Source organism: Sphingomonas sp. PP-CC-3A-396 (assembly GCF_004343105.1).
Taxonomy (GTDB): Bacteria; Pseudomonadota; Alphaproteobacteria; order Sphingomonadales; family Sphingomonadaceae; genus Sphingomonas.
The window spans coordinates 1-16,734 of record NZ_SLYF01000018.1 but is presented as its reverse complement, the minus strand read 5'-3'; the positions used below and the strand labels follow the sequence as shown (position 1 = coordinate 16,734).

The following is a 16,734-nucleotide window of genomic DNA, read 5'->3' as shown; positions in this document are numbered from 1 at the left end:
ATCTTAGCAAAATCAGCGCGTCTCTGTCGCAAGCCGAGGCGCACCCTGCTGGGAGGACGCGACAGCTTCTTGTCGTGGATCTCCTCATAGCTGAGTGCGTCAAATGTCAGATCGGCGACATAATCGACATTTTCCTCTCTATAGGCGTAGCGCATTGCCGTCCTTTCTCTTGTCATGCGCAATGCAACGATGGTTCGCTACTAGCACCTATGCCAGCGAACCCTGAGATTCTCGAAACAACATCCTTTTTGATAAATTCGGCTTGCCGTCAGGCAGAGGGCAATGCGTGCAGCATGAGCCTCGCCTCGAGATGAACGAAGGGCCGAAGTTGGGAAGCGGAGACTACCCCGCGAACGTCCGGTAGTGGGTCATTGCTTCGTCATTGAAGACGCGTTTCAGACGCTGTGAATGCCGGATGTTGAACAGACGCGTCAGCCAAGTGGTTTTAGTTCACCTGCAATCGTCAGCAGCGCGCGCAAACCCGCGGGTAATTGTCGTCGTCCGGAATAGTAAAGGTAGAAGCCCGGCCCGGTCGTCACCCACTCGGTTAGCACAAGGCGCAGGGTGCCGTCTGCGACATGCTTGGCGAACAGGGCCTCAAGACCGAACGTCAGCCCCGCGCCGTTTAGTGCCATTGCCAGCGTTGATCGGCTATCGTCGGCAGTCATCGCGCTTTTGATAGGCATATCAAAGTCCCCGTTAGGCCCCTCGAATTCCCACCGGTAGATACTGTCGTCCCCAAGACGCACTCCAAGACACCGGTGATGCTTCAGCTCGTTTGGGTGCGTTGGTGTGCCATGTTCTTCGAGGTAACGGGGAGAAGCCGCGACAACCCATCGGAGGTCAGTTGAAAGTCGCTGCGCGATCATGTCTTCGGGGACGGTGCCGCCATACCGAACGCCTGCGTCGAATCCTTCGCCGACGACATCGACGATGCGATTGCTCGATACCAGATCGACCTCAATATCAGGGTGACGGCGAGACAGTTCGGCAAGCACAGGACCAAGCACCAGCGTTACCGCATCGACCACGGCGTTGATGCGGATTTTCCCACCAGGAGAGGCGCGGAGCTGATCGAGGTTTTCGAGTGCGGAGCCGATGTCAGCAAATGACCCGGAGACCGACTGCTCCAGCGCCTTTCCAGCCGACGTCAAGGTTACGGATCGGTTGGTCCGGTTGATCAGTCGGACACCCGCGCGCTCTTCGAAACTTTTGAGAGCATGGCTGACCGCTGAGGCAGACACGCCAAGCTCGAGGCCGGCCCGACGAAGATTGCGATGCCGCGCGATCGCTAGAAAATAGGCAAGGTCGGTAAGGTTGGTGCGGGTGACAAGCATCCCTGATGTTGAACCAGATTCAGTATCGCATCAAGCGGCTGACGGGTAACCTACTTCTGTTAAAAGCGTTTAATAGTCCTGACCGGCGCCCATTGGCGCGCCCACGGAGGATCGCCGATGGCCAGTGAGACTTTTCAATTATCCCGAAGGGAGATGCTGATGAGCAGCGCTACTACTGCGGCAGTATCCGCCATCGCGAGCGAAACCGCCGACGCCGCACCGCCCGCGCAAACTCTGCCAACTTACAAGGTCGCTTTGACTGTGAACGGCAAGGCCCGGGAGCTGATGCTCGATCCGCGCACAACCCTGCTCGATGCGCTGCGCGAACATCTGTATCTCACCGGCACTAAGAAGGGCTGCGACCATGGGCAGTGCGGGGCGTGCACGGTCATCGTCAACGGTGAGCGTATCAACGCCTGCCTCAGCCTCGCCGTCCAACATAAGGGCGATGCCGTGACCACAATCGAAGGCCTCGGCACGCCCGAGCGTCTGCATCCAACGCAGGCAGCCTTTGTGAAGCATGATGGGTACCAGTGCGGTTACTGCACGCCGGGGCAGATCTGTTCCGCGGTCTCGGTGCTGGAGGAAATCAGGCGGGGCATTCCTAGTCATACGCAGGCCGACCTTATGGCGTCCCCGCAGCCTACCGGCGGCGAAATGCGGGAGCGAATGAGCGGTAATATCTGCCGCTGCGGTGCCTATTCCAACATCGCTGAGGCGATGGCAGACGTTGCAGGAGCGCGCGCGTGAAAAGCTTTACCTACGAGCGGGCAGGGACGCCTGCGGACGCGGCACGTTTGGTCGCGAGCCAGCCTGGCGCGCGATTCCTGGCGGGCGGTACCAACCTGCTCGATCTGATGAAGCTCGAGGTCGAGACGCCGACCCATCTGGTCGACGTGCAGGACCTTAAGCTCGACCGGATCGAACCGACCGACGCCGGCGGTCTGCGGATCGGTGCGTTCGTCAGCAACACCGCGCTGGCGAGCGACGAGCGGGTGCGGCGCGACTATGGCGTGCTCAGCCGCGCTATCGTTGCCGGCGCCTCAGGCCAGCTGCGGAACAAGGCGACGACCGCTGGCAATCTGCTCCAGCGGACGCGGTGCCCGTATTTCTACGACACGAACCAGCCCTGCAACAAGCGGAAGCCGGGGTCGGGATGCGCTGCGATAGGGGGCTATTCGCGCCAGCTTGCCGTCATCGGATCGAGCGAGGCGTGCATCGCAACCTATCCAGGCGACATGGCGGTTGCGATGCGCGTGCTCGACGCCACCGTCGAAACGATGAAGGCGGACGGGAAGACACGATCCATCCCTATCGGCATCTTCCATACGCTGCCGGGCAATACGCCCGAGCGGGATAATGTGCTGGATCACGGCGAACTTATCACCGCGGTCACCTTGCCGCGTCCGGTCGGTGGTACGCATATCTACCGCAAGGTGCGCGACCGCGCGTCCTATGCGTTCGCGCTCGTTTCGGTCGCTGCCATCGTTCAGCGTGACGGCAGCGGACGCGTAGCGTTCGGTGGTGTCGCCCATCGGCCTTGGCGGGTGGAGGCGGCGGAGGCAGCGATGCCCCGCGGCGCGGTCGAGATGTCGAAAGCGGTCTTTGCCGACGCACGGCCGACCGACGACAATGCATTCAAGATCCCACTTGCGACGCGTACCCTCGCGGCGGTGATTGCAGAGGTGAAGCCATGATCTTCGACACACCCGCAGGCGCCAACCCGACCGACCGGATGAAGGTGCTCGGCAAGCCACTCGATCGCTACGAAGGGCATCTGAAGACCACCGGCACCGCGACCTATGCTTATGAATGGCAAGATGTCGCGCCTGGTTTTGCGTACGGCTACATTCTCGGCGCCGCGATCGCCAAGGGCCGGATCACTTCGATCGACACGCGTGATGCCGAACGTGCGCCCGGCGTGGTCGGTGTCGTCACGTACCTGAATGCCGGCAAGCCCGGGGTCGGCAAGTTCTACGTCCAGAAGATGCTCGCCGCGCCGGAGGTGGACCACTACCATCAACCGGTCGCCGTCGTCGTTGCAGAGACGTTTGAGCAGGCTCGTGCGGCTGCAGAGCTGGTGCGGGTCGACTATCAGCGGACGGCAGGGCGGTTCGATCTGGCCGCGCAGAACGGCAGCGCGCCCGTCCCGCCGGAAGGCGAGTTTGGCGGCCCCAACGAGAAGCAGGTCGGCGATTTCGCCAAGGCGTTCGCTGCCGCGCCGGTCAAGGTCGACGAGACCTACACCGTGCCCGACCAGGCGCACGCGATGATGGAGCCACATGCGTCGATCGCCAAGTGGGATGGCAACCGCGTGACGTGCTGGACGTCGATCCAGCAGATGAACTGGGGAACGCGCGACCTTGGGCTGATCCTCGGCATCCCCAAGCAGAATGTCCACCTGATCTCGCCCTACATCGGTGGCGGTTTCGGCGGTAAGGGGACCGTGCAGATCGATCTGGCGCTGGCGGCGATCGCAGCACGCGTGGTCAATCGTCCGGTGAAGATCGCGCTGCAGCGGCCGATCATGTTCAACACCACGATCCACCGGCCGAAGACGATCCAGCGGGTGCAGCTGGGCGCGGGCCGTGACGGGCGGCTGACGGCCATCGGTCACGACAGCCTGTCGGGTAACCTCGTCGGTGGGCGAACGGAGCCGACAGTGACTTCCACGCGGACGCTGTATGCGGGCGCTAACCGGCTGACCCGGATGCGGCTGGCCACGCTCGACCTTGCCGAAGGCAATGCGATGCGCGCGCCCGGCGAAGCACCTGGCCTGATGGCACTAGAGGTCGCGATGGACGAGCTGGCGGAAAAGCTGAAGATGGATCCGATAGAGCTGCGGGTCGTGAACGACACGCAGGTCGACCCCGAAAATCCGAACAAGCCATTCTCGACCCGAGCGTTCGTCCGTTGCCTGCGGGAGGGCGCAGAACGCTTCGGCTGGGACAAGCGGCAGAGCAAGCCCGGTGCGGTCCGCGAACGGCAATGGCTGATCGGTATCGGGATGGCAGGAGCGATCCGTGGCGGCAAGATCGCCAAGGCTGGCGCACGCGCCCGGCTCGATCGGCACGGCGTTGTGACAATCGAGACGGACATGACGGACATCGGCACCGGCAGCTACACGGTCGTCCAGCAGACCGCGGCCGAGATGATGGGCGTCGCACCCGACCGCATCGTGGTCAAGCTCGGCGACTCCACCTTCCCGGAAACGCCGGGATCGGGTGGCCAGCAAGGCGCCCCTTCCGTGACCGCCGGCGTCTATGCAGCGTGCATGAAGCTGCGCGAGACCGTGGCTCAGCGCCTCGGCTTCAACACCGCCGACGTCGAGTTTGCCGACGGCCAGGTGCGCAGCGGCAACCGTTCGGTAAAACTCGCCAACGCGGCCAGGGATGGCGAGATCGTGGTCGAGGACCTGATGGAGTTCGCCAAGCTCGCGGATCAGTTCCAGCAGCAGACCTTCGGGGCGCATTTCGTCGAGGTCGCGGTCGACGCCTATACCGGCGAGGTCCGGGTGCGGCGCATGCTCGCGGTCTGCGCGGCAGGACGCATCCTCAATGCCAAGACTGCGCGTAGCCAGGTGATCGGCGGGATGGTCATGGGCGTCGGCGCCGCGCTGATGGAGGACATGGCGATCGACAAGCGCTTCGGCTTCTTCGTGAACCACGATCTCGCTGGCTACGAAGTGCCGGTGCACGCCGACATCCCGCATCTCGACGCCTTCTTCATCGATGAGGTCGATCCGACGATCTCGCCGGTGAAGGCCAAGGGCGTAGGCGAGCTAGGCCTGACCGGGGTCGCTCCTGCGGTCGCCAACGCGATCTACAATGCGACCGGCGTGCGCGTGCGCGAATATCCGATCACGCTCGAAAAGCACCTCGACGCGCTGCCAGCACTGACGTGATGGGGGTGGTTTTGCCGAGCGCTTGAACGGCGAAGATGAACGAGCGTCTGAAGTTAGGAAGCGAGGGAACGGGCGTTAGCGACCGATTATGGGTCCAGCCGGACATGGATTAAAGGCGCCAAACCGAATTCGCTGCAAGCGTGAGTTCAAAACGCGCTAATTCATAGGCGTTATTGAAACACCCGATACCTTCAATCTAGCGTTGCTTACGCTCAGGTTAAGCGGCTTGGCCTCAAGAGGCGCCGTTATGAGTTCAGAAATTGTTGCTTTTCCGCTGCCGAGAAAAAGCTCAACCGATCCTGAATCAATGAATAGGCTTAAGTTTATCGAGCCCGTCGTGAAATCGCACGCGACACTACGTTGCTGCCGCCAAGCGTCAACATTCGGTACGTTGGGGCCGCTATTTTCTCGGTGAAGAGAGACCGTATTGGTATGCGCAGTGAATAGAACTCGGGTTTCAAAATCATCATCCTTGCGAACCAATAAGATGATGTCGTCGGGCCAAATGGCCCCAATCCGGCTGAACGTCAGATCAATACGGCAGGCGGCCGCTTCTGCACCTGCCGGCCATACGTAATCCGTCCCTTTTGTAACCGTTTGATCCTGTCCGGCAATGGCGGGAGCAAAGAACTCATTCTGGGCAGCGAGCGGTGTGCTGAGCAGGCGTGGTACGTTCGCTACACGCTGAAGTCTTAGCTGGCGAACAAGGCTGAGTTGTCCGCGGTAATCTCGGGTGACAGGAATCTTGTTCACATAATCCCAGTTGCTCATCCAGGCTATCAAGTACGCCGACGCAAGCGGATCGGCCGCGGCTGGGTCGGTCCAGACTACAGCGGCGTAGAAGTCCGCCCCTCCATCGATCCACTGCCCCTCCAAGGCGTCGGACGTGAACGTCATCCCATCAAAGTCTCCGACCCAATAATAGCCGCCTACGGTGAAGCCGAGCTTGGTACCATTGCCGCCAACCAGCAATACCCATCTATCTGCCGACGTCGCGCCGTTAGCCTCGTACATATGCAGCTTGAAGAGGTGTGAGCATTCCATAACGCGGCCGACGATCGTCGAGGCGAAGCCACTGGCATATGTCCACTGCTTGAGATTGGTGGACGTGTAGATCCCGATCTTACCCTCCTCGGAGAGGGTCATAACCCAACGGTTCGTGGGCGCATGCCAGAACACGGTAGGATCGCGAAAATCCTTGCGACCTCCCGGATTAGCCAGAACGATGTCATGGAACGCAAAGTTCGCTCCGTCGTCATGTGAGTACCACAATGCACAGGATTGGCCGGTGCCCGGCACCGGCATCGTTACGAGAGTTACGAGCGCTCCTGCGCCGAAACCGGCGGTATTTGCTGTATCAACAACGGTACTGCCGCTCCAGACGTCTCCAAAGCGGTTGGTGTTTCGCGGGATCGCAATGCCACGGTCTTCCCATGTTACAAGATCCTTCGACGTCCAACGCCGCCAATTTGTGCCACCGGTAGGGTAGGTGGGATTGTACAACGCCCAAAGCGTCCAGGTATCGCCGATCTTCAGCGGGCGTTGCGGATCGTTGATCCAGCCGCCTGCCGGGGCAGTGATGTGATAGCGAGGCCGACCGTTTTCTGCCTGAGGCACGGTGGCTGAAGGTGACGGAGGAATGGAGACCGAGCCGTCCGTCAAGGTCGTTGCTCCAGCCAGTGTTCGGCCAAACCCAGCCATCATTGGAAAGCCGGCGATGAGCCCAAGCGTCGTGCGCCGGGTGTAGACGGTTTCACGTGGCATTGCCTTGGCTCCTATCAGGATATCTGTGGCAGACGGGTCCCGGCCTCCCGCACCCGAGCGGAATGGCATTTCGTTACACGGGACTCAGGGATCCTACGCTGCGCAGGTAGGTCAGAGTTCGAAGGCGTTGACCCGCGGTCAACTTGGTCCAAGTCCCTGCGCAGTGCCGTGTTGCCACACTGCGCAGGTCAGAGCGTTACATCTTGAATCGCAGGCCTAGGCTCATGTATCGACCTTCGATCCGGAGATCGCGACCAAAATACTGCGTCTCATTGTAGTAACGGTAGTTCTTGAACGGCTGCGCCAGGATGTTGCTAACGTTGGCGACAAGCGAGATGTTTTTGTAAGGTTCGAAGCTCGCGGAGAAGTCCAGTCGTGATACCGGACGTACGAGTTCGCCCGCATATTGCGTTTCATTGATGGTGCGGTTGTAGCTCGTGGTATACCCCGACCGCCAGTTGTACGATAGCCGGGCGGAAACCTTGCCCTTCTCGTAGAAGCCGGTGAGATTATAGGCCCATTTGGACAGACCAGTAATTCGCACTTGGCGATCACTTTCGCCGAGCGCCTGCGGCAGTTGGTTGGTGCCGTCGAGATAGGTGCCGTTCGCCTGCACGCCGAAGCCAGAGAGCAGGCCGGGAAGGAAGTCGAAGAACGTCTGCGCCGAAGCCTCAATACCCTTGATGCGTCCGTTACCGGCATTTTCAGGACGGTTCAGCTGAACGCGGCCGTAGATCGGGTCGTTAACGACCTGTGTATAGTTGCCGATGAAGCCATTGAGATCGCGGTAGAACGCGGCGACAGATGCCGACCCGTTCTTGGAGAAGTACCATTCCAGAGTGGAATCATAGTTCTTTGACGTCAGCGGGCGCAGGTTCGGATTGCCGCCAGAGCCGGTTGCATCAAACTGCGGCGGCGAGCCATCCGGACCTGGGCTGTTGGCCGTGATGTTGAGCGAAGGGTTCAGCTGACCGAACCCCGGCCGGGTCCGCGTCTGCGTGTAGCCTAGACGAACCTGCCATTTCTGAGAGAAGCGAATGCGCGCGATGGCAGATGGCAAGACGTCGACGTAGTTCTGCTTGGTGGTCGTCGGGACGATACCAACGGTGCCATCGCTGCCCTGTACGCGACTGAAACCGCGATACTCACCATCTGTGTTGACGATGCGAGCACCAGCGGTGCCGTCAACCTCGATACCGCCGAGGTCGAACGCGAACTTGCCCTGACCATAGAAGGCATAGCTAGCCTCGCTAGCGGTGAAGCCGCCCAGCGGATCGACAGGGATCTCGGCAGTTGCGTACTTTGCCACAGCGTCACGAATGCCGCCGTCGTTCGGGAACAGCACGGTCGCCTGTTGGACCGACTGATAGGCAAGCTGGCGCAGTGCCTCGCTGTTGGCGATGATCGCGTCACGATTTGGCGCAAGCCAGTTCTGAAAGCGCTGTGGATCGTTACGGAAGCCATCCGTAATCACTTCAAGCGCGCCGGTTGGAAGGCCCGCAAGCGGGATGTTGAGGCCGGCAGTGTAGGCGTAGCGAGTATTGTTCTGCGACGAGGCATTGCGATCACTGGCACGAACGCCAAACTGAAGATGCGGCAGGAAGCCCCAGTCGGTTTCGAGATCCAGATCAAGACGGCCTTGAAGCCCGTTGCCCTTGGCGACGAACTCGCGCTGATTGAAGCCGCGCCAGCGGGCGTTGTCGGGGTTGGTGATGTCGTAGCTGCCTAGATCGAAAACCGCCGATCCGCGTGCGTCCCAATCGACGTTGATAGTCGGTGCAGCCGCAAGCTGGGAGTCGACGGCAAGCTCCAGGGCTTTGTAGCGGCTGTTGGTGTAGGCGAAGTCGCCCGACAGCGTTGCGCGGCCGGTCGTCCATTTAAAGCCCAATGCGCCCTGATATGTATCAGTCCGATCATCCTGCGCTACCCGTGAAAACTCGGGAACGTAGCCGCCCGTCTTGGTGAAGCTTGCGGCCTTGTTCGGCTCGCCCGGTACCAGGACGACGTTGCTGAGCGTGGGCGCAACGCCGTTGGCATCACGCCGTTCGAAGTTCACGTTAAACGAGTCCCGCAACACGTTACCGCGATACGCCTGCCACAAACCTTCTGCGTAGACCTCAAGATTGGCCGATGGGCGCCATTGGATCGTACCGTTGATGGCCGGCCGATGACGAACGCCCTTCTCGTAGAAGTTGCCGGCGTTTGCCGGAAAGTTGAAATTGCCAACGCCAGGGGTCGCGACCGTCAGATCATCGGCGGGATCATCGATGCCAAAACCGCGCGGCGTGATAACCGCGGAGTCAGCATAGCGATCGGCGTTGCGATAGGTGGTGCGCGTGTAGCTCATATTCACCAAGGCGCCGATCTCGCCGATCGGTGTGTCCCAGCGCTTCGTCAGCAGGAGGTTACCTGACGGGTCGAATGCTTTGGACTGATCATTGTACGATCCGCGGATTTCGCCGGCGATCTCGGTGTCTTTTACGTCGAATGGGCGACGCGAGCGCAGATTGACCAGCCCTGCCAGACCGGGTTCGATAAGATCGGGCGTTCCCGACTTGTAGACCTCGATGCCCGCGGCGACACCAGCCGGGAAATCCTGGAGATGCAAGACGCGGTCTTCGGCCGAGAAGAACTCGCGGCCGTTGAACGTCGTTGCAACGTCCGGCAGGCCACGCACCAGAATGACGCCTGCTTCGTCGTTGTAACGTAGAACCGTAACGCCGACGATCCGCGAGATGGCTTCGGCAGCGTTGTTGTCCGGCAGTTTGCCGATGTCGTCAGATACGACCGCGTCGACGATTGACGACGAATTGCGCTTGAGTTCCTGCGCAGAACCAAGCGCTGCACGGTAACCAGTAACAACGATTTCGTTGTCTCCGCCCGCCTGCGCGTTCTCCGGCGCCGCGTCCGATTGCGCCTGCGCAGCACTGGTGGGCGCAGAGTTGGGCAGTGGATCGCCGGATGTTGGCGTCTGGGCCGCTCCGGTCTGGTTCGTTGCCGGCGACACATCAGCTTGTGCCCAAGCTGAAGATGCAACAATCAGCGGCAGGAGTGCAGTAGTCGTCAGCAGGACGTGGAAAGACCTCGTCATAAAAGAATCCCCTCTTTATTACGTTATTTGTTTCAGGTTATTGGTAGTCCGGGCCGCGAGGCCCGCTAGCTAGCTCGGGCCAAACATGCTTGCCGACTTTTGAACGGGACCCGTCGTCACTTCGCTGCGACCTTCACTGGGCCTGCGTTCATCGGCCATGCGGTGAGCTTCAGTTGCGCACTGCCGCCGCGCGAGGACGCGCTCCACCGCAGCGGGCCACTGCCACGGAAGAATCGATCGGTGATCGTCCGCTCGCCATCGTTGATGAAGACTTCGAGGATCGACTCGTCTGCCAGAATGCGCAGTTTCACGCGATGCGTCTTCAGATCGACGGGGGCGACGTGGCGGCTGGCAAAGCCGTCATGGAAATGCGGCCCAGAGCGCGTCCGATCCACGAAGACCTCGTTCACGGTCGGATTAACGCCGACGACGGTCTGATAACCCTCGCCATCCGTGAGCGTGATCGCCACCTGCTCGGACGAAGCAGCGTCGATCGCGAACTCCAGATCCGCCGAACCACCCTGAATGGGAAGCGCGGTCGGGCTGTCGTTCAACGTCGCGGCGAATTCCTGTCGGGCGCCGTGCAGGGTCGCGACCTCGCGCACCGGCGTCTGCATGATCCGATACCCGTCGGGCGATTTGCGCAGCGTAACCTGGCGTGGGACGGTCATCAGTCCGCGCGATGGCCAGGTTGGGATGGCTTCCGCGTAACGCCAGTCGTTAGCCCAGCCGATCCAGATGCGGCGTGGATCGTCCTTGGGCAGATCGTTCCACGACACAGCGGCGTAGAAGTCTGCTCCATAATCCATCCACTGCGCATCGCCGGGCCAGCCCTGAACCGGCGTGAATCGCGTCCCGTCGAAGTCGCCGACGAAATACTGACCACCCGAGCCCCCACCGACGGCGTTGTCGCCGAGGTTGATGCCGAGCACCCAGTGCTTTTCGCCGGAAGCTCCGCCCTCGACGGGCAATTCGAACAGATCCGGACACTCCCAGTTTTTCCCGCGACCGCCGGCGGGGCCGAAGCTGCTGGCGAACGTCCACTGCTTCAGATTCGGCGAGGTGAAGATCACCGCGCGGTTCTCCAGTGCCATCACGGCAACCATGACCCAGCGCTTGGTGGCGGCGTGCCAGAAGACCTTTGGATCGCGGAACTCTGGCGATCCGACGTTCAGAACCTCGCCGTGGACCGTCCACGTCCGACCGCGATCGTTGCTATAGGCGACGTACTGCGACTGGAGCTTCGCCTTGGGGTTGTGCCCGGTGTAGATCGCGATCATCGGCGGTTTGCCGTTGCGTCCGAAGCCGCTGGTATTGTTCCAGTCGATCACGGCGCTGCCGGAAAAGGCCATGACGTCGGCGGTCTCGGGAATCGCGATGGGCAGTTCCTGCCAATGCACGAGATCGCGGCTGACTGCGTGTCCCCAGTTCATATGACCCCAGCGGTCGCCATGAGGGTTGTACTGGAAGAACAGATGATACTCGCCGTCATAGTAGACGAGCCCGTTGGGGTCGTTCATCCAGTTCTTGGCCGGGGCGAAATGATAGCTAGGCCGGGGATCGGGCCGCTGCGCCGACGCCGAGGTTGCCAGAGCGGCAGCTGCCGCCATCAGCAGTGCAATCGTCTTCATGCTGCAGCTCCCCGCAAATCCATATCTTCCAACGCGACACCGTTCGTCTCGGGCATCACTTTCCATGCCCAGACGAACTGGAGCAGCATCATCGCGCCAAAGAATGCGAACACCCATCCGCCGACGGCGCTGGCGACCACCGGGAACAGCCAGGTGATGATCGCTGCCATGACCCAGTGCGTGGTTGAACCCAGCGCCTGACCTTTGCCGCGAACGGAGCTTGGGAAAACCTCGGAGATGAACACCCAGATCACCGCGCCCTGGCTCACCGCGAACGCTGCGATGAAGGCGAGAAGTCCGACGAGGATCAGGGTGCCGTTCGGCGCGACGCGCTCGAGCTGCCAGCCGACCAGAAGCAATGCGGCAGCACAGATGATCGACCCCACGAACAGCAGCGGCTTGCGGCCGAAGCGGTCGATCAGGAACAGTGCCAGCGCCGTAAACAGCAGGTTGGTACCGCCCACAGCAACCGACTGCAGCAATGCGCTGTCAGCACCGGCACCGGCCAATTCGAAGATGCGCGGTGCGTAGTAGAGCAGGGCGTTGATGCCGGAGAGCTGGTTGAACATCGCGATCGCGATCGCGCAGGTGACGGGGAGAGTGTGCGACGCCTGGAAAAGGCGTGGAGCCCCCTTGGCGGCTTCGCGCGTGTCCGCGGCCTCGATGCGGAGCAGTTCGGCACCGGGGTCGCTGAACCCGAGCCGCGTCATCGCGGCAACGGCACGTTCGCGGTGACCACGCACCGCCAGCCACCTTGGGCTTTCTGGAAGAAAGAACGTGACGATGAGGAATATGACGGACGGCACCCCGACGATGCCGAACATCCAGCGCCAAGCCGTCTCGGGCGGCAGGACTTGCGCTATGATGTAGTTGGAGAGGAACGCGATGAGGATACCCAGCACGATGTTCAATTGGTTCATCGCTACCAAACGACCGCGGAACCGCGCTGGCGACACCTCGGCAATGTAGATCGGTGTGACGACGGACGCGGCACCGATAGCGACACCGCCAAGGAAGCGGAATGCGATCAGCACGTACCAGTCGTGCGCCAGCGCAGTGCCGAGCGACGACACTACGTAGGCGATTGCCACCGAAAGCATGATGGCTTTGCGGCCATAACGATCAGCCGGCGCGCCTGCGACGAGCGAGCCCAAGACGGTACCAATCAAGGCTGAGGCGACGGTGAAGCCTAGCGATGCCTCGGTAAGCGCGAACTGGCTCTGTAGCGCGTTGGTCGCACCCGAGATCACAGCGGTGTCGAAACCGAACAAGAGACCACCAAGCGCAGCGCCTGCCGCGCTCATGATGATCGCCGGAGTTGCCCGGGCGTCATCGGCAACGCCCGCGGGGCCCGAACTAACAACACTATGCATTGACGGCTTCCGCTTCGATGGAGGTGGTTTCAGTAACGGCCCAATGCATCGGCCACTGTCGGGTCGCTTTTCGATAGGCGAGCGCGAGGGCGCCTGTCAGACCTGCCGAAGAGCCCGCGGTTGGCGCCGCCACATAGTCGGCCATGTCGATCGCGCGCATGCTGGCATCGTAACCGGCCAGCTTCGCGGTCAGCGCCCTGCGCACACGGTCATACATGGGCGGTTGCATGACGCCTCCACCGATGATGATGCGGTCGGGCCGCACGGTATAGGTAAGTGTCGCACAAAGACCGGCGAGGTAGTCTGCCTCGATGTCCCATGCTGGATGACTGCTGGGCAACGTCTCCGCCGGCGTACCCCACCGGGCATGCATGGCGGGCCCCGAGGCCAGGCCTTCGAGGCAGTCGCCATGGTAAGGGCAGATCCCGGCAAACTGATCGTCGCCCGACGCGCGTGGCAGTTTGATGTGACCTGCCTCGGGATGATTAGCGCCACCGTGCGGAGCACCGTTAATCAGAACGCCAACTCCGATGCCTGTTCCAACCGTCACATAGCAGAACGTATCGAGCCCTTGGCCGCTGCCAAACAGCCGCTCGCCAACTGCAGCACAATTCACGTCGGTATCGAGTGCTGTGGGCGCGGAAATGGTTTGGCGGAAATGCGCAAAAAGGTCGACGTTCTGCCAACCCGTTTTCGGCGTTGACGTGATGCGTCCGTAATCGATTGCAATCGGATTCAAAGAAAGTGGCCCGAAACTGCCGATAGAGAACGCCGCAAGAGTGCCGTACTGCTCGCTCGCTTGAGCGAAGAAATCGCTGGCCGCGCCTAGTGTCTCTTTCGGCGTCGTGGTCGGGATGCGTGTCTGCATCAACGTTGCGCCATCACGATCGGAGATCGCGCAAAGAAATTTGGTGCCGCCAGCTTCGATTGCGCCGAGAATCAATGGCTCAACCATGCGCGCGAAACCGAAAATAATCGCGGCAAGACAATGGTTTAGGGCGAACGAACACGAAATCTCTCTCCTGACACTTGCCACGCCTTCGTGGTCAGGTACTAAATCTACTAGTGTGAGTTAGTCTGTCAAGCACAGTTAGAAATCCAGTCGGCATAGACTGTGATTTTTATTGTGGCCGTTTCGGGTAGATTAGCTTTTCTTGAACAGGCTCGCCAAGTCTGGGGTGAAGCTTGCGTGGAGTGGCAGCAGGGCTGCGCCCACGGCTGCTGCTACGTTGCCAAGACCTCCTCGGCGAATCTCAGGGACAAAGAAATCCGGCGGTGAATTGGTCAAAAAGTGATCCTGCAATCCGGTGGCAATGGCATCGAGACACGTGGAAGAAAGGGCACCATCAATGATGACAGCTTCGAGATCGAGAAGACTGTTTGCGCTAGTCACTGCAAAAGCGAGCGCATCAATACACCGACGCGTCCACGCGGAACGCTCCTCGGCAACGGCTTCCTGGTTAAAAGCGTAAAGCGAGGCGTGGTGGATCAGATAGTCGCTTTTGCCGGCTGCGCAGACAGGCATTGAGGCGAGTGCTCCGGCATTGCCATGCCTGCCTTGATGCACACGACCGCCCAAAACTAAACCTCCGCCGACGAAGGTGCCGATATTGACTGCCAGGAAGTCCTGAAGATCGATGCCTGCGCCGCATAGCAGTTGGGCCAGTGCAGCGGCATTACCGTCGTTTTCGAAAAATGCAGGCCAGGCGAGTCCTGCTTGAAGGCGATCCGCAACATCAGCACGTCGCCACTCGTCCGCTTGGTCGATCGATATACCAAGCTCGTCACGCCATTCTCCGAGGAACCACGGCATTGCAATTCCGATGCCCATAAAGGCTTCGTTACTGAGCAAGTTCGTGGCCGCGAGATGTTCGTCAATGAACGCGTTGACGTGCCGAAGCACGGTATCGATAGATGGAAAGCTGTCGGCATGGCGACAGACGGCTTTACGCTCTCCGTCGAAATCCAGAAGCGCGATCGTGGTATCCCCACGGCCGACCTCGACGCCAACCGTGTATCCACGCTTGCCGTTGATACGGTAGATTGTTGCAGGCTGGCCCATGCCGCCGGTGCGCTTACCTGCCTGAAACAGCAGACCTTCACCATCCAGCTCGTCAACTATGCGTACGACTGCCTGTGGAGACAGCGTAGTCACGCGAGCGAGTTCAGCTTTCGACGCGCCGTTCATACGTCGCACGGCTGACAGGATCAGGCGCTCATTATACCGTCGCATCCCGCCCGCATTCGTGCCTCGCCGTATCGTATCCACGCCGTATCCTTTTCAAACGCGGCGTTTTGCAGAGGTACTTGCCACCGTGGTTGCTCGTTAACCCGATCAGGCGTTTCGGCCTATGCCAAAGAGCGGCCGGTTAACAACGTCAACCGAAGCCCGTCGTGATTACCGAGACAGGTCAGGAACAGATCGTTTTCGGTGCGTCCTGCAAACCTGGTCGATCTTACGCGGTGTGGAGTATGGTCCCTTTCAGCTGCGCATGCGTGTGGCGCTCCGGCAAGGATATGAAGGAGTGTCTGAAGTTAGGATACGCAGAGGGGCGATCGAACGCCGACTATCGGTCTGCGCCGGGGGCGTCGTGGTGTCGTCAAAAGCACGAAGTTGCGGATGGGAATGGTAGCCATCTGACTGTTGGCGCCTAAAGCTTTCTTTTGGATCACCGAGAAAGCTAGGTTAATATCACGCCTCAAGCGGACTTTTCTTTTTTGCGTTTTAGCCGCAAGTAACAACTAGATGGCTCTCTCACGCGACTATTATTCTGTTCTAGGCGTGCCCTCGACGGCAAGTCGAGACACTATCCACGCCGCGTGGAAAGCGCTGCTCCGTCAATATCACCCCGATGCCAACCATGGTGTGGATGTCTCTGCTCGTGCGAAAGAGATCAACGAGGCGTATTCCGTTTTGGGAAAGAAGGAAGCACGCGCCGCCTATGATCGGTCGCAGATCAGGCCGTCTGTCCACCGAGCGACTGCGGACCGCCCGTTTCACCCCAGGAAAGCCGGCAGGCGCCCGATGCGACCTAGCCCGTCGATGCAGCCCAGCGGTAGCCTCTCGCAGCCGCTAGAGACCAACGAATGGCTGATGGGCCTTTTCCTGCTGATCCTCACCGCGGCACCGATCGCTACAATCCTGGTTCTGTGGAATGAGGAATCCGGATTGGCACCTACGGTTCGACGTAGCGTCGCCGCTCATCCAGTGCCTGAGCCTCCTGCAAAAGCCGTCCGCAGCTCATCGGACACAAAACTCGGACTTGGACAGCCTGCTTCCTAAACTATCGCCCAGTCGGGACATTTGAGTTCGCAGGGTCAGGCGCCAAAAGCGGTGGCAACGCGAAGATGAACGAGCGGCCGAAGTGGGGAAGCTGGAAAGGGGGCGGGGACGTCTGATTATGGGTCCTCAGGACACCCCCGCTTGCTCTCGGAAATGTGCATCGGAACTGCTTCTTTTTGGAAGGGACATTTGCGACAGCCCGATAATCGCTTTTCAGTCAGCCGTCTGCGTGGTCACAGCTGTCGCAAAATTCAGCCAGACTGTGTGAGAACCCGGTCTGAGGATTCCCGTAGATCGCGGCGCATGGTATGTTTGTGGCATGGCGCATCTGTCTGGAACGGACCGCTCGCA

Annotated in this window: 10 protein-coding genes; 3 read left to right on the top strand and 7 right to left on the bottom strand. The window is 60.4% G+C overall.

Annotation, left to right across the window (positions count from 1 at the left end):
* Positions 1 to 431: 431 nt before the first annotated feature.
* Entirely contained in the window at positions 432 to 1,337 is a 906-nt protein-coding gene (locus C8J40_RS19760) for a LysR family transcriptional regulator (protein ID WP_132898484.1), read from the bottom strand.
* 117 nt (positions 1,338 to 1,454) lie between these two features.
* On the opposite strand from C8J40_RS19760, the gene paoA reads away from it, so the two are divergent.
* From paoA to paoC, 3 genes are read left to right on the top strand one after another with little or no spacing between them, the layout of a single operon-like run.
* Complete coding sequence (gene paoA / locus C8J40_RS19755) at positions 1,455 to 2,087, top strand: aldehyde dehydrogenase iron-sulfur subunit PaoA (RefSeq protein ID WP_132898483.1); 633 nt, start codon at positions 1,455 to 1,457, stop codon at positions 2,085 to 2,087.
* The gene (locus C8J40_RS19750; RefSeq protein WP_132898482.1) at positions 2,084 to 3,034 is read left to right on the top strand and encodes a xanthine dehydrogenase family protein subunit M; all 951 of its coding nucleotides are present in this window, start codon (positions 2,084 to 2,086) and stop codon (positions 3,032 to 3,034) included. The genes paoA and C8J40_RS19750 overlap by 4 nt, the downstream gene beginning before the upstream one ends.
* Positions 3,031 to 5,241 (top strand): aldehyde oxidoreductase molybdenum-binding subunit PaoC, encoded by a 2,211-nt coding sequence (gene paoC, locus C8J40_RS19745; RefSeq protein WP_132898481.1) that lies wholly within the window; start codon positions 3,031 to 3,033, stop codon positions 5,239 to 5,241. Before C8J40_RS19750 ends, paoC begins: the two co-directional genes overlap by 4 nt.
* A 156-nt stretch (positions 5,242 to 5,397) precedes the next feature.
* Here the strand turns inward: paoC and C8J40_RS19740 are convergent, their stop codons facing one another.
* The 6 genes from C8J40_RS19740 to C8J40_RS19715 all read right to left on the bottom strand — a co-directional run bounded on the left by C8J40_RS19740 (position 5,398) and on the right by C8J40_RS19715 (position 15,369).
* A complete protein-coding gene (locus tag C8J40_RS19740; protein WP_165911554.1) occupies positions 5,398 to 7,005 on the bottom strand; it encodes a glycoside hydrolase family 32 protein in 1,608 nt (535 codons plus the stop codon).
* Positions 7,006 to 7,201: 196 nt separating this feature from the next.
* Positions 7,202 to 10,096 carry a TonB-dependent receptor gene (locus tag C8J40_RS19735; protein ID WP_132898479.1) on the bottom strand — a complete coding sequence of 965 codons (2,895 nt, stop codon included), beginning with the start codon at positions 10,094 to 10,096 and terminating at the stop codon, positions 7,202 to 7,204.
* A 116-nt stretch (positions 10,097 to 10,212) separates the two neighbouring features.
* On the bottom strand, positions 10,213 to 11,727 hold the full coding sequence (locus tag C8J40_RS19730) for a glycoside hydrolase family 32 protein (RefSeq protein WP_132898478.1): 1,515 nt from the start codon (positions 11,725 to 11,727) through the stop codon (positions 10,213 to 10,215).
* Positions 11,724 to 13,031: a sugar porter family MFS transporter gene (locus tag C8J40_RS19725; protein WP_207901319.1), complete on the bottom strand. Its 1,308-nt coding sequence runs from the start codon at positions 13,029 to 13,031 to the stop codon at positions 11,724 to 11,726. The genes C8J40_RS19730 and C8J40_RS19725 overlap by 4 nt, the downstream gene beginning before the upstream one ends.
* Before the next feature lie 61 nt (positions 13,032 to 13,092).
* Complete coding sequence (locus C8J40_RS19720; RefSeq protein ID WP_243693519.1) at positions 13,093 to 14,136, bottom strand: ROK family protein; 1,044 nt, start codon at positions 14,134 to 14,136, stop codon at positions 13,093 to 13,095.
* A 108-nt stretch (positions 14,137 to 14,244) separates the two neighbouring features.
* Entirely contained in the window at positions 14,245 to 15,369 is a 1,125-nt protein-coding gene (locus C8J40_RS19715; protein ID WP_243693518.1) for an ROK family transcriptional regulator, read from the bottom strand.
* Between the last annotated feature and the right edge of the window lie 1,365 nt (positions 15,370 to 16,734).